Origin of the sequence: Mycobacterium aquaticum (assembly GCF_002086485.1) — a bacterium.
GTDB lineage: Bacteria > Actinomycetota > Actinomycetes > Mycobacteriales > Mycobacteriaceae > Mycobacterium > Mycobacterium aquaticum.
In genome coordinates, this window is record NZ_MVHF01000035.1 from 48,862 (window position 1) to 67,738 (window position 18,877).

Annotated in this window: 18 protein-coding genes; 9 read left to right on the forward strand and 9 right to left on the reverse strand. The window is 68.6% G+C overall.

Annotated features, from left to right (window positions below; genetic code table 11):
• Positions 1-74: 74 nt before the first annotated feature.
• The 4 genes from groL to BST13_RS27170 form a co-directional block, all read right to left on the reverse strand.
• Entirely contained in the window at positions 75-1,700 is a 1,626-nt protein-coding gene (gene groL, locus BST13_RS27155; protein ID WP_083167571.1) for a chaperonin GroEL, read from the reverse strand.
• A gap of 217 nt (positions 1,701-1,917) precedes the next feature.
• Complete coding sequence (locus BST13_RS27160) at positions 1,918-2,475, reverse strand: hypothetical protein (protein WP_083167574.1); 558 nt, start codon at positions 2,473-2,475, stop codon at positions 1,918-1,920.
• A gap of 9 nt (positions 2,476-2,484) precedes the next feature.
• On the reverse strand, positions 2,485-3,318 hold the full coding sequence (locus tag BST13_RS27165) for an LLM class F420-dependent oxidoreductase (protein WP_083167577.1): 834 nt from the start codon (positions 3,316-3,318) through the stop codon (positions 2,485-2,487).
• 10 nt (positions 3,319-3,328) lie between these two features.
• Positions 3,329-3,877 carry a TetR/AcrR family transcriptional regulator gene (locus BST13_RS27170; RefSeq protein WP_083167579.1) on the reverse strand — a complete coding sequence of 183 codons (549 nt, stop codon included), beginning with the start codon at positions 3,875-3,877 and terminating at the stop codon, positions 3,329-3,331.
• Between the two features lie 107 nt (positions 3,878-3,984).
• Here BST13_RS27170 and BST13_RS27175 point away from each other — a divergent pair, with 107 nt between their 5' ends.
• Complete coding sequence (locus tag BST13_RS27175) at positions 3,985-4,911, forward strand: SDR family NAD(P)-dependent oxidoreductase (RefSeq protein WP_083167582.1); 927 nt, start codon at positions 3,985-3,987, stop codon at positions 4,909-4,911.
• Here BST13_RS27175 and BST13_RS27180 read toward each other — a convergent pair.
• On the reverse strand, positions 4,901-5,671 hold the full coding sequence (locus tag BST13_RS27180) for a polysaccharide deacetylase family protein (protein WP_083167584.1): 771 nt from the start codon (positions 5,669-5,671) through the stop codon (positions 4,901-4,903). The genes BST13_RS27175 and BST13_RS27180 overlap by 11 nt on opposite strands.
• A 96-nt stretch (positions 5,672-5,767) precedes the next feature.
• On the opposite strand from BST13_RS27180, the gene BST13_RS27185 reads away from it, so the two are divergent.
• Together BST13_RS27185 and BST13_RS27190 are read left to right on the forward strand one after the other, a co-directional pair.
• Positions 5,768-6,262, forward strand: a complete 495-nt coding sequence (locus BST13_RS27185; RefSeq protein ID WP_083167587.1) for a cupin domain-containing protein — start codon at positions 5,768-5,770, stop codon at positions 6,260-6,262.
• A gap of 73 nt (positions 6,263-6,335) precedes the next feature.
• Positions 6,336-8,042: a DEAD/DEAH box helicase gene (locus tag BST13_RS27190; RefSeq protein ID WP_083167589.1), complete on the forward strand. Its 1,707-nt coding sequence runs from the start codon at positions 6,336-6,338 to the stop codon at positions 8,040-8,042.
• Between the two features lie 78 nt (positions 8,043-8,120).
• Here BST13_RS27190 and BST13_RS27195 read toward each other — a convergent pair whose 3' ends face one another.
• From BST13_RS27195 to BST13_RS27205, 3 genes are read right to left on the reverse strand one after another with little or no spacing between them, the layout of a single operon-like run.
• Entirely contained in the window at positions 8,121-8,936 is an 816-nt protein-coding gene (locus BST13_RS27195; protein WP_083167592.1) for an HAD-IIA family hydrolase, read from the reverse strand.
• A 25-nt stretch (positions 8,937-8,961) separates the two neighbouring features.
• Positions 8,962-10,380: a PH domain-containing protein gene (locus BST13_RS27200; RefSeq protein WP_083167643.1), complete on the reverse strand. Its 1,419-nt coding sequence runs from the start codon at positions 10,378-10,380 to the stop codon at positions 8,962-8,964.
• A gap of 32 nt (positions 10,381-10,412) precedes the next feature.
• Positions 10,413-10,907: a PH domain-containing protein gene (locus BST13_RS27205; RefSeq protein WP_083167595.1), complete on the reverse strand. Its 495-nt coding sequence runs from the start codon at positions 10,905-10,907 to the stop codon at positions 10,413-10,415.
• Between the two features lie 36 nt (positions 10,908-10,943).
• Between BST13_RS27205 and BST13_RS27210 the strand changes: the two genes are divergently transcribed.
• The 6 genes from BST13_RS27210 (at position 10,944) to BST13_RS27235 (ending at position 18,422) form a co-directional block, all read left to right on the forward strand.
• Positions 10,944-11,867 (forward strand): SDR family NAD(P)-dependent oxidoreductase, encoded by a 924-nt coding sequence (locus tag BST13_RS27210; protein WP_083167597.1) that lies wholly within the window; start codon positions 10,944-10,946, stop codon positions 11,865-11,867.
• A gap of 114 nt (positions 11,868-11,981) precedes the next feature.
• Complete coding sequence (locus BST13_RS27215) at positions 11,982-13,400, forward strand: threonine/serine exporter family protein (protein WP_245839814.1); 1,419 nt, start codon at positions 11,982-11,984, stop codon at positions 13,398-13,400.
• Positions 13,401-13,429: 29 nt separating this feature from the next.
• Positions 13,430-14,617 (forward strand): molybdopterin molybdotransferase MoeA, encoded by a 1,188-nt coding sequence (moeA, locus tag BST13_RS27220; protein ID WP_083167600.1) that lies wholly within the window; start codon positions 13,430-13,432, stop codon positions 14,615-14,617.
• Between the two features lie 24 nt (positions 14,618-14,641).
• The gene (locus BST13_RS27225; protein ID WP_083167602.1) at positions 14,642-15,340 is read left to right on the forward strand and encodes a phosphatidylserine decarboxylase; all 699 of its coding nucleotides are present in this window, start codon (positions 14,642-14,644) and stop codon (positions 15,338-15,340) included.
• Positions 15,337-16,200, forward strand: a complete 864-nt coding sequence (gene pssA / locus BST13_RS27230; RefSeq protein ID WP_083167605.1) for a CDP-diacylglycerol--serine O-phosphatidyltransferase — start codon at positions 15,337-15,339, stop codon at positions 16,198-16,200. The genes BST13_RS27225 and pssA overlap by 4 nt, the downstream gene beginning before the upstream one ends.
• Positions 16,197-18,422, forward strand: coding sequence for an AAA family ATPase (locus BST13_RS27235; protein ID WP_083167607.1), 2,226 nt, complete (start codon positions 16,197-16,199; stop codon positions 18,420-18,422). Before pssA ends, BST13_RS27235 begins: the two co-directional genes overlap by 4 nt.
• Here BST13_RS27235 and BST13_RS27240 read toward each other — a convergent pair.
• The gene (locus BST13_RS27240) at positions 18,419-18,871 is read right to left on the reverse strand and encodes an SRPBCC family protein (RefSeq protein ID WP_095533723.1); all 453 of its coding nucleotides are present in this window, start codon (positions 18,869-18,871) and stop codon (positions 18,419-18,421) included. The genes BST13_RS27235 and BST13_RS27240 overlap by 4 nt on opposite strands.
• Between the last annotated feature and the right edge of the window lie 6 nt (positions 18,872-18,877).

The following is an 18,877-nucleotide window of genomic DNA, read 5'->3' on the forward strand; positions in this document are numbered from 1 at the left end:
CGTGCACAACTGGCCACTCGCGACATGAAAAAGCCCGGCCCCGCGAACGGGACCGGGCCTTCTCAGGCGACTTCTTAGAAGTCCATACCGCCCATGCCACCGGTCGGGTCGCCCGCAGGTGCAGCGGCCTTCTCCGGCTTGTCGGCGACGACGGCCTCGGTGGTGAGGAACAGAGCCGCGATGGACGCCGCGTTCTGCAGCGCCGAGCGGGTGACCTTCACCGGGTCGGCAACGCCAGCGGCCAGCAGGTCCTCGTACTCACCGGTGGCGGCGTTGAGGCCGGTGCCGGCGGGCGAGTTGGTGACCTTCTCCGCGACGACGCCCGGCTCCAGGCCACCGTTGAAGGCGATCTGCTTGAGCGGGGCCGACAGGGCGACGCGCACGATGTTGGCGCCAGTGGCCTCGTCACCGGTGAGCTTGAGCTCCTCCAGCGCCGGAGCCGACTGCAGCAGGGCCACGCCACCACCGGCGACGATGCCCTCTTCGACGGCAGCCTTCGCGTTGCGGACGGCGTCCTCGATGCGGTGCTTGCGCTCCTTGAGCTCCACCTCGGTGGCGGCGCCGGCCTTGATGACTGCAACACCGCCGGCCAGCTTGGCCAGGCGCTCCTGCAGCTTCTCGCGGTCGTAGTCGGAGTCGCTGTTCTCGATCTCGGCACGGATCTGAGCCACGCGACCGGCGATGGCATCGCTGTCGCCAGCGCCCTCGACGATGGTGGTCTCGTCCTTGGTCACGACGACCTTGCGGGCCTGGCCCAGCAGCGCGACATCGGCGGTCTCCAGCGAGAGGCCGACCTCTTCGCTGATGACCTGGCCACCGGTGAGGATGGCGATGTCCTGCAGCATGGCCTTGCGGCGGTCACCGAAGCCCGGGGCCTTGACGGCGACGGACTTGAAGGTGCCACGGATCTTGTTCACGACCAGGGTCGACAGGGCTTCACCCTCGACGTCCTCGGCGATGATCAGCAGCGGCTTGCCGGACTGGATGACCTTCTCCAGCAGCGGCAGCAGGTCCTTGACGGTCGAGACCTTGGAGCTGACCAGCAGGATGTAGGGATCCTCCAGGACGGCTTCCTGACGCTCGGCGTCGGTCACGAAGTAGCCCGAGATGTAGCCCTTGTCGAAGCGCATGCCCTCGGTGAGCTCCAGCTGCAGGCCGAAGGTGTTGCTCTCCTCGACGGTGATGACACCCTCGTTGCCGACCTTGTCCATGGCCTCGGCGATCAGGTCACCGATGGACTGGTCACCGGCGGAGATACCGGCGGTGGCAGCGATCTGCTCCTTGGTCTCCACCTCCTTGGCGCTCTTGAGCAGCGTCTCGGTGACCTTCTCGACGGCCTTCTCGATGCCGCGCTTCAGGCCGAGCGGGTTGGCGCCGGCAGCGACGTTGCGCAGACCTTCGCGAACCAGGGCCTGGGCCAGGACGGTGGCGGTGGTGGTGCCGTCGCCCGCGACGTCGTCGGTCTTCTTGGCGACCTCTTTGACCAGCTCAGCGCCGATCTTCTCGTACGGGTCCTCCAGCTCGATCTCCTTGGCGATGGAAACCCCATCGTTGGTGATCGTGGGGGCGCCCCACTTCTTCTCCAGGACAACGTTGCGACCCTTGGGGCCCAGCGTGACCTTTACCGCGTCGGCGAGGCTGTTCAGGCCCCGCTCGAGGCCGCGACGGGCCTCTTCGTCATACGCAATTGTCTTAGCCATTGCGAAGTGATTCCTCCGGTTAGGGGATCGCACGTTCTGTAGTCGGGTTCAGTGCCCGCGACGGACGACTGGGGTGTGCTCCCGCAGGTGCGGCCCCGGTCTCACCGTCCCGACCTAGCACTCACTGATCGAGAGTGCCAACTGCATTCTTAGCACTCGCCATGGGTGAGTGCAAGAGCGTTCGCGTTCAGCGGACCGGCTGCGGGGTGTGCGGGCGTCAATGCCCCCGCGAGAGCACGAAGAGCTCCACGTGATCCCCGTTGCGCGTCAGCAGGATGGTCTCGGCGTCGGGCGGGGTCCCGGAGTAGTTGTCGGTCAGGACATCCTCGCCGTCCAGCGACCGGGTGCTGACCACCAGCTCGGTGCCGGCGTCGCAGTGAAACCCGTCGAGTTCCGCGAAGTCGTGATGCACGATCTCGTCGGCGCAGGTCGCGTTTCGCAGTGCCGGGAAATCAGGGTTGGCTTGAGCGAGAGCATTTTTCGCGTCTTCGAAGCGTCCGGGTGGCGCGTAGCGGCCCGTGTATCCGTCGGCTCCCGAGAAGACGCGCATAGCCGTCATGGCCTCGAAGATGAATCCGTCGGGGATGCCGATCCGACGGTCTTGCATGGCCTTGGCCGCCGCGTTGGCGTCGAGCTCATGCGGGCCGACGTTGTCGTCGTCGGTAAAGAACACGAAGAAGCCGACGAAGCCGACCACGAGCGCCACGCCGACACAGCTCAGCACCACGGCGGCCGAGATCAGTGCGACCAGCCACCAGTTGGTCTTGCGCCTCACCCGTGAAGGCTAACCGGATTGGTACTGCTGAACCTGTGCCGCGTAGTCGTCGAGCAGGCGCAGGGTCTCGTCTTTGCCCACCGAGGGCAGGAACAGGCCGAGCTGTCCGAAACCGAGATCCTCGGCGGCGCGCCAGTAGTCGGGCTTGATCGGCGTACCGAACATCGCCAGCGGCACGTCATGGCCCGCACCGTCGCGCATCTGCCCGATCCGGTTGGCCAGCGCTTCGCGCGGCAGCGCGTTGGAGATCCAGCCGGCGCCGTGGCGGATCACGCGCTTGACGGTGGCGTCGGAGTTTCCGCCGACGTAGATCGGCGGGTGTGGCTTCTGGACCGGCTTGGGACGGCAGTACGACAGGTCGAAGTTGACGTACTTGCCGTGATACTCGGCGGGCTCGTCGGTCCACAGCGCCTTGATGGCCTCGATGCTCTCGTCGAGGCGGGCACCGCGGGTCTTCGGATCGGTGCCGTGGTCGCGCATCTCCTCGAGATTCCAGCCTGCGCCGACGCCGAAGACGAAGCGACCGTCGGAGATGAGGTCGATGCTCGCGGCTTCCTTGGCGGTGTGGATGGGATCGCGCTGGATGAGCAGGGCGACTCCGGTGAAGAGTTGGATCGTGGAGGTCACCGCCGCCGCGGCAGCGAGCGTGACGAACGGGTCGAGCGTGTTGTAGTAGTACGACGGCAGGTCGCCGCCGTTGGGATAGGCCGATTCCCGGCTCGCCGGGATGTGACTGTGCTCGGCGACGATGAGCGACGCGAAGCCCCGCTCTTCGATCGCGCGCGCCAGAGATACCGAGTCGATGCTGTCGTCGTCGACGAACGTCGCGATGCCGAACCTCATGGGCCCGACGCTACTCCGGACGCGCTCGCAACCCGTCGAAGACGACGTCGGTGACCCGCTCGGCCACATCGGCGTTGTAGCTCTGCATGGCCTGGCAACCGACGAGCAGCGCCTTGACTTCGGGAACGGTGACATCGCCGCGGACGGCCCCGGCGCGCTGGGCCGCGGCGAGCAGCTCACCCAGGGCGCCGAGGAACTCGCCCTCGGCTTCGGGCGCCACACCGTTGACATCGATACCCAGGCCGGCCAACGCGTCGACCAGGCCCTTGTCGGTCGCACCCCACTGCAGCACCATCGCGCGCAAGAACAGGAACAGCGCCTCCGCGGGGTCCGCATCGGCCAGCAGGGTGTGAGCCTTCTCGACGATGAGACGGATCCGTTCGGCGACCACCGCACGGAACAGGTCCTCCTTGGCCGGGAAGTGCCGGTAGACGGTCCCCGCACCGACCCCGGCCCGGCGAGCGATCTCGTCGATCGGCACCGACAGGCCCTCGGCTGCGAACGTCTCATACGCGACATCCAGCACGCGGGCACGGTTGCGGGCAGCATCCGCGCGCATCGTGAATCACCTCACCACTTACCTGCGTTGACAAAACGGGGCGCGCGTTCCGTATAGTTGAACGCAACCGGAGCACTCACTCCGTTTTACCCGACAAGGAGTCTCTCATGTCCCACTGGACCACCGCCAACATTCCCGACCAAACGGGCCGCACGGCCATCGTGACCGGCGCAAACACGGGCCTCGGGCTGGAAACCGCCAAGGCTCTCGCAGCCAAGGGCGCACACGTCGTGCTGGCCGTCCGCAATCTCGAAAAGGGCAAAGCCGCCGCGCGGGAGATCGAGCAGGCCACGCCAGGCGCCGGCGTCGCGCTACAGCAACTGGACTTGACCTCGCTGGAATCGATCCGCGCAGCCGCCGACGCGCTCAAGTCCAACCACTCGAGCATCGATCTGCTGATCAACAACGCCGGCGTCATGTTCACCCCGAAATCGACCACCCAGGACGGCTTCGAACTGCAGTTCGGCACCAACCACCTCGGGCATTTCGCGCTGACGGGCCTACTCCTGGACCGCCTGCTCGCCGTGCCGGGATCGCGCGTGGTGACGGTCAGCAGCATCGGGCACCGCTTCGCCCGCGGCATCCGGTTCGACGATCTGCAGTGGGACCTCGGCTACAGCCGCGTCGGCGCCTACGGCCAGGCCAAGCTGGCCAACCTGATGTTCACCTACGAATTGCAGCGCAGGCTCACCGGCACTCGCACGATCGCCGCCGCCGCACACCCCGGGGGATCGCGCACCGAGCTCACCCGCAACCTGCCGCCGCTGGTCGGCGCCGTGACCAAGCTGGCCGAACCGCTGTTCCAGAGCGCAGCGATGGGCGCCCTGCCGACGCTGCGCGCCGCCACGGATCCGGGTGTGCTGGGCGGGCAGTACTTCGGGCCGGACGGTTTGGGTGAGCAGCGGGGTTACCCGAAGGTCGTCGCCTCAAGCACGGCATCGCACGACACCGCCGCGCAGCGCCGGCTGTGGGCGGTGTCCGAGGAGCTGACCGGCGTGAGCTACCCGAGCCTGCAGGACGTCCCTACGGCGTGACGAACTGCCAGCCGGCGGCCTGCATCTGCGGGATCGCGTCGGCGATGCCTGCGTGGGTGCCCGAATTCGGGTGGTTCATGTGCGCGACCACGATGGACCCGGGCGCCGCCGACATCACGTTGGAACGCACCGCCGCCGCCGACGCCTTTGCGCCGCTGTCGCCGTTGACCGAGAAGCCGAGCGGTTGCTCGCCGAGTTGCTGGACGATGTCGACGGCCACGTCGTCGTAATATGCGGTGCCCGGCCGGAACCAGACAGGCGGCCTGCCGGTCAGCGCAGTGAGCCGCTCATGGTTGCGCCACACCTCGTCGACGACCTCGTCGACCGACCGTGTGCCCGCGACGCCGTAGGCGGACCGCCCGGTGACCGACAGCGGAAGATGGCGGGTGCCGTGATTGCCGATCTGGAACAACGGATTGCCCGCCAGTTGCGCGGCGCGGTCGGGGTTGCGGTCGATCCAGCGTGAGTTGAGCATCAGCACCGCGGGCACACCGTAGTTCTGCAGAGTGTTGAGCAACGCGTCGTCACAGGCTCCGTCGCAGGCGTCGAAGGTGAGTGCGATCTGTCGGCCGCTGGGGGCGAATGACGTCTGCACGCCCGGCAGCGCGGTACCCCACCGAGTCGGTGCCCGGCCGCGATTGGTGGCCGCGACGCTGCCCGGGTCTGGTGCCACCGGGTTGGCGAGGGCGCGCGGCACGCCAGCTGCTGCGGCCAATGAACCGACAGCTGTGGCGGCCAGAAAAGCCCGCCGGGTGATCACAACGCGGATGTTAGGCGCGCAGATTGAACCCCAAGTGTCCGCAAACTGTGGATTGGCTGCGGGGCGTCGAGCCTGCGCGCGGCTACTCTCGAAGGCGTGTCACTTGTCGTGCCGCCTTATCCCCCGGCCCGCTACACCAAGGACGAACCGGAGGTCAGCGCCTGGATCCGGCGCGCCGACGAACCGCCCGACTACGACTCCTTCGGCCTGGTCAAGTACCACTATCTGGCCAATCAGCAACAGACCAACGGCGATTACGGGCTGTACCGCGTGGACATCAGCCCCAACGGTGGCGGCCCCGGCCCGCATTTCCACCGCGCCATGTCCGAGTCCTTCTTCGTTCTGTCGGGCACCGTGCGGCTCTACGACGGCACCGAGTGGATGGACGGCAACACCGGCGATTTCCTCTATGTGCCACCGGGCGGGATCCACGGTTTCCGCAACGAGTCCGATGCGCCGACGTCGTTGCTGATGCTGTTTGCTCCCGGCGCGCCGCGCGAGGTGTACTTCGAGGGGTTCGCCCAGCTGGCGGACATGAGCGACGACGAACGCACCGAGTGGTTCATCAAGAACGACAACTTCTTCATCTGACGGCACATCCTGCGGATATGCGCTGACGTAAGGCACTGGCCTAGACTGCTTTCCGACTGAGAGGAGTCCTCGGGTGCGGGCTGATGCAGCGCCCAGCACCCAGGCATTGCGGGGCTGGCAGCGCAAGGCGCTGGTGAAGTACTTGACCGCCAAGCCACGGGATTACCTGGCGGTCGCCACCCCCGGCGCGGGTAAGACCACGTTTGCGCTGCGGATCGCGGCTGAGCTGCTGAACGACCGCACGGTCGACGCGGTCACCGTGGTGGTGCCCACCGAGCACCTCAAGATCCAGTGGGCGCAGTCGGCGGCGCGCAACGGCATCGCCCTGGACCCGAAGTTCAGCAACTCCAACTCGCAGACCTCGGCCGAGTACCACGGCGTCGTCGTCACCTACGCCCAGGTGGCCAGCCACCCCACCCGGCATCGCGTGCGCACCGAGAACCGGAAGACGCTGGTGATCTTCGACGAGATCCACCACGGCGGTGATGCGAAGAGCTGGGGCGACGCGATGCGTGAGGCCTTCGACGACGCGACGCGGCGCCTGGCTCTCACCGGTACCCCGTTCCGCAGCGACGACAGCCCGATCCCCTTCGTCAAGTACGAAGCGGACAGCGCCGGTTTCCAGCAATCCGTGGCCGACCATGTGTACGGCTACTCCGACGCGTTGGCCGACGGCGTGGTGCGGCCCGTGGTGTTCCTGGCGTACTCGGGTGAGGCCCGGTGGCGCGACAGTGCCGGCGAAGAGCACGCCGCACGTCTGGGTGAGCCGTTGACGGCCGAACAGACCGCGCGGGCCTGGCGCACAGCGTTGAACCCGGCCGGCGAGTGGATGCCCGCGGTGATCGCCGCGGCCGACAAGCGGTTGCAGCAGAAGCGTCAGCACGTGCCCGACGCCGGCGGCATGATCATCGCCACCAACCAGACCACCGCCCGCGCCTACGCCGATCTGCTGACCAAGATCACCGGTGAGGCACCCACCGTGGTGCTCTCCGACGATCCGGCCGCCTCGGATCGGATCAGCCAGTTCTCGGAAGGCACCAGCCGCTGGCTGGTCGCGGTGCGCATGGTGTCCGAAGGTGTCGACGTGCCACGGCTTTCCGTCGGTGTGTACGCCACGAGCGCGTCGACGCCGCTGTTCTTCGCGCAGGCCATCGGCCGGTTCGTGCGTTCCCGCCGGCCCGGTGAGACCGCCAGCATCTTCTTGCCGTCGGTGCCCAATCTGCTGATGCTCGCCAGCGAGATGGAAGCGCAGCGCAATCACGTGCTGGGCAAGCCGCACCGCGAATCCGACGGGCTCGACGACGAGGCCCTCGTGGCCGCGGAGAAGCGCAAGGACGAGAAGAGTGAGCTGGAGAACGGCTTCGAGTCCCTCGGCGCGGACGCTGAACTGGACCAGGTCATCTTCGACGGCTCGTCGTTCGGCACCGCGACCCCGGCGGGCAGTGACGAGGAGGCCGACTATCTCGGCATCCCGGGCCTACTCGACGCCGAGCAGATGCGAGACCTGTTGCGCCGCAGGCAAGATGAACAGCTCAACAAGCGCACGGCGGAGGCTGCGGTAGCGGGCGGCCCGCCGCCGTCGCGCACCACCCACGGCCAGATCAGGGAATTACGCCGTGAACTCAACGCTTTGGTGACCATCGCCCATCACCGGACCGGCAAGCCACACGGCTGGATCCACAACGAGTTGCGTCGCATCTGCGGCGGCCCGCCGGTGGCTGCGGCCACCACCGATCAGCTCAAGGCCCGTATCGAAGCGGTGCGCGACCTGAAGGCCTGACTGCAGCCGCGAACTCGACACAAATGCAGTGAATCCGCTCGGGCAACGACATTTTCGTCAAACTGGGCGCTGAGCGGATCAGAGGCCCAGCAGCTCCGGCAGATCGGCCACCGAGTCGATGACGTGATTGGGCTGCATCGCGAATTCGTCTGCGGCCCAACGGTCCAACGTGGCCTGCCGGAATTTCCCGGTGCGCACCAGCACGCCGGTCATGCCGACCACCTGGGCGGCCAGCACGTCGTTGTTGAGATCGTCGCCGACCATGTACATCTCGTCGGGATTCACCCCGAGGTGGTTGGCCGCGGCCAGGAAACCCTCGGGCGCGGGCTTTCCGACGGCGGTGGCCTTGCGACCCGAGGCTGCCTCCATGCCGAGGAGATACATGCCGGTGTCCACCCGCAGCCCGTCGGTCGTGGTCCACGCGGTGCTGCGATGCATGGCGACCACGGGGACGCCCTGGACCATCCAGTCGTAGACCCAGCTGAGCGTCAGATGGCTGAACTCCGGCCCGGCGCCGCCGAGCAACACCACGTCGGGCGTCTCGGGGGCCCGCGGCCCGGCGAAATCGGTGGAGTACACCAGGTCGATGCCACGCATGTCGTCGCCGATCTGCCCGCTGTTGACCAGGAAACATCGGGCGTCGGGATACTTGTTGCGCACGTAGTCCGCCGTCAGCGCCGCGGCGGTGATCACCTCGTCGGGCGTGACGTCCATGCCTGCGGCGGTCAGCAACTCGGCGATCTGCGCGCGGGTGCGGGTGGTGGTGCTGGTCAGATAGGACCGGGCGATCTCATGGTCCTCCAGCACCTGCAACGCTTCGGCCGCCCCGGCAATGGGCTGCCACGACGTGACGAGCACGCCGTCGATGTCGAAGAGCACACCACCGATTGCCATGCAGCGACAGTAAACGTCCCCCGGGTCAGCGCAAGTCAGGACGCGCCAGGCCCTGCGCCCAGGCACTGCCCGCCAGCCACGGGGTCGCTGACGCGGCGATGGACCAGGCCTGTTCGGCGGGGACGTCGACGACCCGGTAGTGCTTCCGACCGGCCGCGGTCGCCGCGATCAGTGTCGCCACTCCGGCCCGACGCTGCAGCATGGTCTGCCGCACGGTCCAGCCGATGATGCCTGCCGTATCCAGGCAGTCGCGACGGCGTTCCAGGCTGCCGGCCCGCGCCACCAGCCAGCCCTCGTCGACGCGATGCCCCAGCGACCGCGCCCTGTCGGCTGCCACGGCGATCGCCGCCGCAGTCACCACCGCCCACCCGATCCACGTCCAGACCGGCACCCCGGCGACGAGCAGCACCGGTGCTGCCAGCACGGGCAACGCCAAGGCCCGGGTCCAGCGGCGGCGCACAGCCGCAGGACCGTGGGAGCGCAGCGGCCCGGCCACCGCGTCAGGTTGCTCGATGAGGTCGGTCAGCACGTCGCGAGCCGTGTCGGCCGGGCAGGGCGGCAGCAGCAGCGACGCCTGACCTTCACCGCCGACACCGGTCATCACCGCGTCCAGCCGGGCCCCGCCGAACATCCGGACCAGCAACGGTTCGCGCAGCGTGCCGCCCCGCAGCCGGCGCATGTCGTAGGTGTGCTCGCGCACCCGCAGCAGCCCGTGCCGTAGATGCAGCACGTCCGCGTCGCGGCGCAGCACCAGATTCGCGTAGGCGATCAAGGACTGCAGCACCGAGAGCACCACCGACAGGGTCAGCAGCGTCACCACCACGACGGTGGCCGTGACGGCCACACCCGACCGCTGGGCAAGGTCAAGCCCGGACCGGGCCAACTTCGAATTGTCCAGTGCGACACCGGCTCCCGCTTGATACAGGACTCCGACGGCGGTGACGATCATGGCCAGCCCGGTCCAGCTCAACGGGCTGTAGCGCAGCCACGACGGCTGCCAGCGGGCCAGCTCCCGGCCGGGCGGGGCGTCGTCGGCCACGGGCACAGCGTCGGCGAGCAGGATCGCCCGCAGCCGCGGCACCTCGCCGGCTTGCACCGCGTCGAGGGCAAACTTGGTGTCGCCCTTGCCTTCCTGGCCGGTGCTGATCTGCAGCACGGTCAGGCCGAGCAACCGGTGCAGCAACCGCGCGTCGGTGGATACCGAGCGAATCCGGTTGCGCGGCACCGAAAGTGTCTTACGCTGCAACACACCGGTGCGCAGTTGCACCTCCCCCGGTTCGATCCGGTAGCTGGTGGTGAACCAGCGGGCCAGGCCGAACGCCACCATGAGCGTCACCGCGGCGACGGTCCAGAGCGGGTTCCCGGTCGCCGAGCCAAGCACCACAGACCCCACCAGCAGCGGAATCTGTTGCAGCACTTCATGAACCGGGTGGACCAGCAACATGCGCGGGCTGAGCCGGCGCCAGCCTGGGTCGGTCACGTCGCGTCCTGCTCGCCGATCGCTGCGATGTCGGTCAGCCGGGCGACGACGCGGTCGGCGACGTCGACGTCGAGCGCCACGATTCGCACCGCACCGGCCGACGACGCCGTCGTCACCGTCACGTTGGCCAAGCCGAACAGCCGGTCCAGCGGCCCGCGATGGGTGTCGACGGTCTGCACCCGCGAGATGGGGGCGATGCGGCGTTCCTGCACCAGCCAACCCGACCTGGTGTAGACCGCGGGGGTCGGGGAATCGGTCTGCACATCCCAGCGGTGCACCCGAAACCGCCACAGCGGCACCACCACCACGAACAACACGATCGCCGCCACGCTGGCGGCCGCCACCACGGCGTGCAGCCACAGCATCCGGCGATCCACCAGCAGCCAGATCAGTTGGGCCGGAACCAGCACGGCCCACGGGATGGCGGCACCCAGCGCCCACACCAGCGGCGCCTTGCGACTCGGCGGATAGGCCGGATCGACAAGTGTCATGGTTCGAGCATGCCCGATGCTCCGTAGAGTCGACGCATGAGCGCCAACGCGAAGTGGACCGAGGCCGACGTGCCGGACCAGACGGGCCGGGTCGCCATCGTCACCGGTTCCAACACCGGCCTGGGCTATGAGACCGCACGCGTGCTGGCCGCCAAGGGCGCGCACGTCGTCGTCGCAGTGCGCAACCTGGACAAGGGCCGCGAAGCCGTCGACCGCATCACCGCGGCGGCGCCGAAAGCCGACGTCAAACTTCAGGCGCTCGACGTGGGTTCGCTGGACTCGGTGCGCGCCGCCGCCGACGAACTGCGGGCCGCGTATCCCCGCATCGACCTGCTGATCAACAACGCAGGCGTAATGTACCCGCCGAAGCAGACCACGGTCGACGGCTTCGAGCTGCAGTTCGGCACGAACCATCTGGGCGCGTTCGCGCTCACGGGGCTGCTGCTCGACCACCTGCTGCCGGTCGCCGGCTCACGCGTCGTCGCGGTCGCCAGCGTCGCCCACCGCATCCAGGCCGCCATCCACTTCGACGACCTGCAGTGGGAACGCAGCTACAACCGGGTGGCCGCATACGGTCAGTCCAAGCTCGCCAACCTGCTGTTCACCTACGAACTGCAGCGCAGGCTGGCCGCCAAGAACGAGCCGACCATCGCCGTGGCGGCCCATCCGGGCCTGTCGAACACCGAACTGATGCGCCACATCCCCGGCACCGGACTGCCCGGCTACAACCAACTGGCGAGCCTGTTCACCAACAGTCCTGCGGTCGGCGCGCTCGCGACGCTGCGCGCGGCCACCGATCCGGACGTGCGCGGCGGGCAGTACTACGGCCCGTCCGGTTTCCGCGAGATGGTCGGCCATCCCAAGCTGGTCCAGTCGAGCAAGCAGTCACACGATGCGGAGCTGCAGCGCCGGTTGTGGACGGTGTCCGAGGAACTCACCGGCGTCAGTTATCCGGTGTAACCGCGACTCGCCGATCTCGTGTACCAGCTGTGGCCGATGTGATCGAATAGCACCAACTATTCCGCCGCTTCGCTAGCCCCAGATGACACAACCGATCTAAGGAGCGCTGAGCCGTTGACCCGCGATCCGGCGGGCCAGCCTCCGCGGCGGGCCCGGCAACGCAGAATTTTGAGCCGGATGGTGCGGGAGACCGAAGCACCGACGGACAGCTTCCCACTGCTACGACCGGACCGGAAAGCGCCGGACGACTTCTACGACGCACGGGTCGGCGCGGTGCTCGACCTCGCGGGCACCATCGGATCGCTCCTGATGGCATCGGGCACGCCGGCGATCGCCACTGGCCACCAGGTCATCAAGGTCGTGTCCGCGTACGGCATCGAGCACTGCGAAGTCGACGTCGTCAACACCGCGATCCACATCGCGGTGTACCGCGGGCCCACGCTGCCGCCTGCGAGCTCGATGCACATCGTTCACTCCAGGTCCATGGACTTCACTCGGCTGGCGGCCCTCGGCAGGCTGATCCGGCAGATCACCGCGCAGAAGCTGAGTCCGGCGGATGCGCACGCCGAGTTGGACGCCATCATCACGGCCCCGCATCCCTACAAGCGTTGGGTCGCGACTCTCGCCTGGGGCGCATTGGCGTTCGCGACCGCGGGCACCTTGGGCGGCAGCCTGCTGGTCTGTCTGGTCAGCGCCTTGAGCACCATGTTGATCGACCGCGTCAACCGTTACCTCAACAAGCAGGGGCTCCCGTTCTTCTTCCAGTACGCGATCGGCGGCGTGATCGCGACGGCGCCACCACTGGTGATCTTCTGGCTGTGCCTCAAGAAGGGCATACCGTTCGAGCCGCCGGTCGCCATCGCGGCCGGCCTGGTGGTGATCCTCGCCGGGCTGTCGCTGGTGGGTTCGGTCGGCGACGTCATCGCGGGCGCGCCCGTCACCGCCGCGGGACGCTTCTTCGAGCTGCTCATGCTGACCGCTGCGACGATCGCCGGGGTGGCGTTGGTGTTGCACCTCGCCAACCGGTTCGGCGCGCCTGCCATCGACATCGGCGCAACGGCACCGCCCGCGCTGGCCGAATGGCCGGTCCGGGTGGCGTTCGGCGCAGCGAGCGCGGCGGCGTTCGCCCTGGCCTGCTATGCCGAACGCACCGCAGCCATCGCGGCGGCCTTCGGTGGTGCGACTGCCATCGCGGGTTACCTGCTGGGGCTGAGCGTGGGACTGGGACCGGTGATGTCGTCGTTCATCGCGGCGGTTCCGGTCGGCCTGGTCGGACGGCTCATGGAGCGCCGCCACCTGGCCCCGCCGCTGCTCGTCTCGATAGCGGGTATCACCCCGCTGTTACCGGGCCTGTCGCTGCTGCACGGCATCTACGCGATTCTGAACGAACAGAGTTACGTGGGCTTCTCCTCGGTGCTGGGCGCGCTGGCCATCAGCACAGCGCTGGCGGCCGGCGTCTCGCTCGGTGAATGGAGCTCGTTTCGGGTGCGTACCCGACGGTTCCATCACCGCCAGGCTCGGGGCCGCACGTAACCGGTCGACGAAAAAGTATCGTGATAGCCGTGCGCACCGTTGAAGAGCATCAGAGCGTCGTCGCCGGGTTGTTCAAAACGCGTGCGCCACAACAATTGCCGCTGGCGCGCACGTTGGGTTTGGCACTCGCCGCCGACGTGGTCGCCCCGCTGTCGTTACCCGGCTTCGACAACTCGGCCATGGACGGCTACGCCGTCGTCGCCTCCGACCTCGCCGATGCCACCGACACGCACCCGGTGCGGCTTCCGGTCGCCGAGGACATCCCGGCAGGCCGCACCGACCCGCTGACACTCAAACCCGGTACCGCACATCGGATCATGACCGGCGCACCGCTGCCGACGGGCGCAACCGCCGTCGTCCCGGTGGAATCCACCGATGGCGCCACCGACACCGTGACCATCCGGGCGTCGGTGCGGCCCGGTCAGCACATCCGCACCGCGGGCGAAGACGTCACGGCGGGCACCACGGTGCTGCAGGCCGGCCAGTTGGTCACCCCGGCGGCGCTCGGTCTGGCTGCCGCGCTGGGCCTGCCCGATCTGCTGGTGGTCCCGCCGCAGCGGGTGCTGGTGATGTCGACGGGCACCGAGCTGGTGGCGCCAGGCATCCCGCTGCTGCCCGGCCAGATCTATGAGTCGAACGCGGTGATGCTGGCCGCGGCGGTCCGCGATGCCGGAGCCGAGGTGACCGTCGCGCCGATGTCGGCCGACGACGTCGACACCTTCCGCACCACCCTGGCCGCGCATGCCGCCGACGTCGACCTGATCGTCACCACGGGCGGGGTCAGCGCCGGCGCTTATGAGGTGGTCAAAGATGCACTGGCCGACCAGATCGAGTTCGTCAAGGTCGCCATGCAGCCGGGCATGCCGCAGGGCTCGGGCATGGTCGACGGCACTCCGATCGTCACCCTGCCGGGCAACCCCGTCAGCGCCCTGGTGTCCTTCGAGGTGTTCATCAGGGGCCCGCTGCGGGCCGCGATGGGCCATCCCCTGCCGGACCGGCCGCGCCGTGCCGCGTTTCTGACCGAGGATCTGACCTCGCCGCGCGGGAAACGACAGTTCCGCCGCGGGGTGCTGATCGGCGACACCGTGAGCAGCTACGGTCCCCCGGCGTCGCATCACCTGCGCTGGCTGGCCTCGGCGAACTGCCTGCTCGAGATCGATGAGGACGTCACCGAACTGGCCGCCGGTGCACCCGTTCCGGTCTGGGATCTCAGATAACCCGGCGCACGTAGAATCCTCCCGATGGCCAGACGCCCCGACCTCCAATCCGGTCCAGAACGCCTTGTGGCGCTGGTGCGATCCAGCGTTCCGCCCATGCATTCCGCGGGCCTGCCGTTCGTCGGCGCGAGCCTTGCTATCGCCGCCCTGGGACGCAATCACCGCTGGATACGGCGCACCGGACTGCTCGCGGCGGGTGCGAACGCCGCCTTCTTCCGGCATCCGCACCGGGTGCCCCCGACCCGCCCCGGTGTGGTGGTCTCACCCGCCGACGGCCTGGTGTGCCTGATCCAGGACTCCGTGCCGCCCGCCGAGCTGGGTTTGCCGGCCACCCCGTTGCCTCGGGTCAGCATCTTCCTGTCGGTGCTCGACGCCCACGTGCAGCGGGCCCCGATCGGCGGCGAGGTGGTGGCCGTGCAGCACCGGCCCGGCCGGTTCCACTCGGCGGAACTGGAAGCGGCCAGCGAAGACAACGAGCGCAACAGCGTGGTGATCCGCACGCCCGAAGGGGCCCAGGTGATCGCGGTGCAGATTGCCGGCCTGGTGGCGCGGCGGATCGTCTGTGACGCGCGGGTCGGCGACAAGCTGGCCATCGGCGAGACCTACGGTTTGATCCGGTTCGGCTCACGCCTGGACACCTACCTGCCTGTCGGATCCAAACTGCTCGTCAGCCGGGGTCAGCGGGCGCTGGCCGGAGAAACCGTGTTGGCGGAGCTGCCATGATCAAGGCCCGCATCAAACCGCCTGCGATGCCGGTCCGGATGCTGCCGAGCGCGTTGACGGTCGCCGCGATCTGCCTGGGCATGACCTCGGTGAAGATGGCCCTGGACGGTCTGCCGACCCAGGCCATGGCATTCCTGGCGGTCGCGGCGATCCTCGACGCCCTCGACGGCCGGGTGGCCCGCATGCTCAAGGCCACCTCCAAGATGGGCGAGGAGATCGACTCGCTGGCCGACGCGGTGAACTTCGGTGTGGCACCGGCGTTCATCGTGTACGCGACGCTGTTGTCCCACTCGCAGCTGGGTTGGATCGTCGTCCTGCTGTACGCGGTGTGCATCGTGCTACGGCTGGCGCGGTTCAATGCGCTGCTCGACGTGGATCAGCCCGCGTACGAGAAGGAGTACTTCGTCGGCATGCCCGCTCCTGCCGGCGCGATCGGCACGATCGTCCCGCTGGCGGCCAAGATGCAGTTCCCGGGGCCCTGGTGGGACAGTGTGGCTGCCGAATGGATGGTGATCGTCTGGATGATCGCTGTCTCGCTACTGGTGGTCAGCCGCATTCCCATGCGCAAGATCCACACCTTCACCGTGTCGCCGAACATGGTGGCGCCCCTGCTGGCGCTTGTGGCCATCGGCGTGGCGGCCTCGGTGTTCTACGGCTACATCGTGATCATGGTGATCGCCGTGGCCTACGTGATCCACATCCCGTTCGCGGTGCGCACCAAACACTGGGTGGCCGCCCATCCGGAATCGTGGGACGACAAGCCTCGGCAGCGTCGCGCCCAACGCCGGGCCATCCGTCGGGCCCAGCCGCACCGGCGCTCGATGGCGCGGCTGGGACTGCGGAAGCCCCCGCTGAGGTGACCACGGTCGACGTCGGTGATCATTCCGCGCCCAGCCACCTCCGGCTGACCGCCCGGCTGAACACCTCCGCGCTCGACGCGCGCCGCGGCGTGGTGCGGCTGCACCCCGAGGTCCTCGCCGCGCTCGGTCTGCGCGAGTGGGACGCGGTGTCGCTGACCGGTTCGCGGACCACCGCGGCGGTGGCAGGTATCACCCCGGCGGGAACGCCGACCGGCACCGCACTGCTCGACGACGTCACGCTCTCCAACGCCGGGCTGCGCGAGGACGCGACGGTGATCGTGGCACCGGTGACGGTGTACGGCGCCAGGTCGGTGACGGTCTCGGGATCCAAGCTGGCCACCCAGTCGATCTCGTCGGCCACTCTTCGGCTGGCGCTGCTGGGCAAGGTGATGACGGTCGGTGACACGGTGTCGCTGCTGCCGCGTGACCTCGGCCCTGGCACCTCGACCTCGGCGGCCACCAGTGCGCTGGCCTCCTCGGTGGGTATCACCTGGACCTCTGAACTGCTGACCGTGACGGGCGTGGACCCGGCAGGCCCGGTGAGCGTTCAACCGAATTCGGTGGTGTCGTGGGGTGAGGGCGTGGCCGTCGGGCCGGTTGCCGTCGCGGCCCCGGACTCGGCCGGTAGGCACACCATCAGCCCGGCCCGGGCCGACGCGTCGGTCAGCTTCGACGATCTCAAGGGCAAGCATCTGCAGGCGGCCAAGCTCGCCGAGTGGCTCAAGCTGTCCCTCGATGAGCCCAAACTGCTCGAAACCCTCGGCGCGACAGCCAACCTCGGGGTCCTGGTGTCCGGGCCTGCCGGTGTCGGCAAGGCCACCATGGTGCGGGTGGTGTGCGCACCGCGGCGGCTCGTCGAGCTGGACGGCCCCGAGGTCGGTGCGCTGCACCCGGAGGAGCGGCTGAAACGCGTGGCGGGCGCGGTGCAGGCCGTACGTGACGGTGGCGGGGTGCTGCTGATCACCGACGTCGACGCACTGCTCCCGGCGAGCACCGACCGGCCGGCCGATCCGGTGGCCACCCTGATCCTCGCGGAACTGCGCAGCGCCGTGGCCACCCGCGGGGTGGCGTTCATCGCGACCTCGGCTCGGCCCGAGTCCGTCGATCCCCGGCTGCGCGAACCCGATCTGTGCGACCGCGAGCTCGGGTTGAGCCTGCCGGACGCGGCGACCCGCAAGGCACTGCTGGAGGTGCTGCTGCGCGGGGTGCCGTCTATCGATCTGAATCTCGGCGACATCGCCGACCGCACACCGGGTTTCGTGATCGCCGACCTGGCCGCCGTGGTGCGCGAGGGCGCGCTGCGGGCCGCCGCGCGGGCCAGCTCCGACGGCGCCGAACCCGTTCTGCGACAAGAAGATCTGACCGGGGCGCTGACGGTGATCCGGCCGTTGTCGCGGTCGGCGGCAGAAGAAGTGTCGGTCGGCGCGGTCACCCTCGACGACGTCGGCGACATGGTCGAAACCAAACAGGCTCTGACCGAGGCCGTGCTGTGGCCGTTGCAGCACCCCGACACGTTCACCAGGCTGGGCGTGCAGCCGCCGCGCGGTGTGCTGTTGTACGGCCCGCCCGGATGCGGCAAGACCTTCTTGGTGCGGGCCCTGGCCAGCTCCGGGCGATTGTCGGTGCACGCGGTCAAAGGCGCTGAGCTGATGGACAAGTGGGTCGGCTCGTCGGAGAAGGCGGTCCGCGAGCTGTTCGCCCGGGCGCGCGATTCCGCGCCGTCGCTGGTGTTCCTCGACGAGATCGACGCGTTGGCACCCCGGCGTGGGCAGAGTGTCGACTCCGGGGTGACCGACCGGGTGGTGGCCGCGCTGCTGACCGAGCTCGACGGCATCGATCCGCTGCGCGACGTCGTCGTGCTCGGCGCCACCAACCGGCCCGACCTCATCGACCCGGCATTGCTGCGGCCCGGTCGCCTCGAGCGACTTGTGTTCGTCGAGCCGCCCGATGCCGATGCCCGTCACGAAATCCTGCGCACCGCAGGCAAATCCATACCACTGGCCGCCGATGTCGATCTGGGCGCACTGGCCTCGGAATTGGACGGCTACAGCGCCGCCGACTGTGTCGCGCTGCTGCGGGAGGCAGCGCTGAGCGCAATGCGTCGCTCGATCGACGCCGCCGACGTCACTGCGGCCGACGTCGCCAAGGCCCGCGAAACGGTCCGTCCCTCACTGGATCCCGGCCAGGTCGCGGCGCTGCGCGAGTTCGCCTCCGGACGCTAGCCCTCGGCCGCCAGCGCAGCCAACCGGTCGATGGAGCTCAGCAGCTTGTCGGCCGTGGTGGCCCGGGCGCGCACCAGTCGCTTCTCGTCGGTCAGCTGGGTCCAGTCGTAGGTGTGGGTCACCTCGGTGCGGCCATTGTCGAGCGGGGTGAGTTCCCAGCGCCACAGATGGCCGGGCGGCTCCTTGCCCACCTCCGACGGCCGCCACGCGATCCGCCGGCCTTCCTCGAATTCCACGATGTGGTTTTCGCGCACGGCGCCGACCGTGAGGGTCATGGTGAACACGTCTCCGACGGCGTGCACCCGCTGCCCTGCCTCTGCCTGTACGAGGTTGTCGTTGCCGTCCCAGCGGGGTTGTTGGGCGGGGTCGGCAATCAGCTCGAAGATGGTCGCCGCCGGGGCGGCCACCTCGCGGCTGGCGCTGACGATCTGAGGATTGGTTTCGGCCACGCCCCA

Bases quoted from the DNA above. Each gene is read 5' to 3' on its own strand.
- groL (WP_083167571.1), bottom strand. From the start codon at position 1,700: ATGGCTAAGACAATTGCGTATGACGAAGAGGCCCGTCGCGGCCTCGAG.
- BST13_RS27165 (WP_083167577.1), bottom strand. From the start codon at position 3,318: ATGAGGTTCGGCATCGCGACGTTCGTCGACGACGACAGCATCGACTCG.
- BST13_RS27170 (WP_083167579.1), bottom strand. From the start codon at position 3,877: ATGCGCGCGGATGCTGCCCGCAACCGTGCCCGCGTGCTGGATGTCGCG.
- BST13_RS27175 (WP_083167582.1), top strand. From the start codon at position 3,985: ATGTCCCACTGGACCACCGCCAACATTCCCGACCAAACGGGCCGCACG.
- BST13_RS27195 (WP_083167592.1), bottom strand. From the start codon at position 8,936: ATGGCAATCGGTGGTGTGCTCTTCGACATCGACGGCGTGCTCGTCACG.
- BST13_RS27200 (WP_083167643.1), bottom strand. From the start codon at position 10,380: ATGTTGCTGGTCCACCCGGTTCATGAAGTGCTGCAACAGATTCCGCTG.
- BST13_RS27205 (WP_083167595.1), bottom strand. From the start codon at position 10,907: ATGACACTTGTCGATCCGGCCTATCCGCCGAGTCGCAAGGCGCCGCTG.
- BST13_RS27210 (WP_083167597.1), top strand. From the start codon at position 10,944: ATGAGCGCCAACGCGAAGTGGACCGAGGCCGACGTGCCGGACCAGACG.
- BST13_RS27225 (WP_083167602.1), top strand. From the start codon at position 14,642: ATGGCCAGACGCCCCGACCTCCAATCCGGTCCAGAACGCCTTGTGGCG.
- pssA (WP_083167605.1), top strand. From the start codon at position 15,337: ATGATCAAGGCCCGCATCAAACCGCCTGCGATGCCGGTCCGGATGCTG.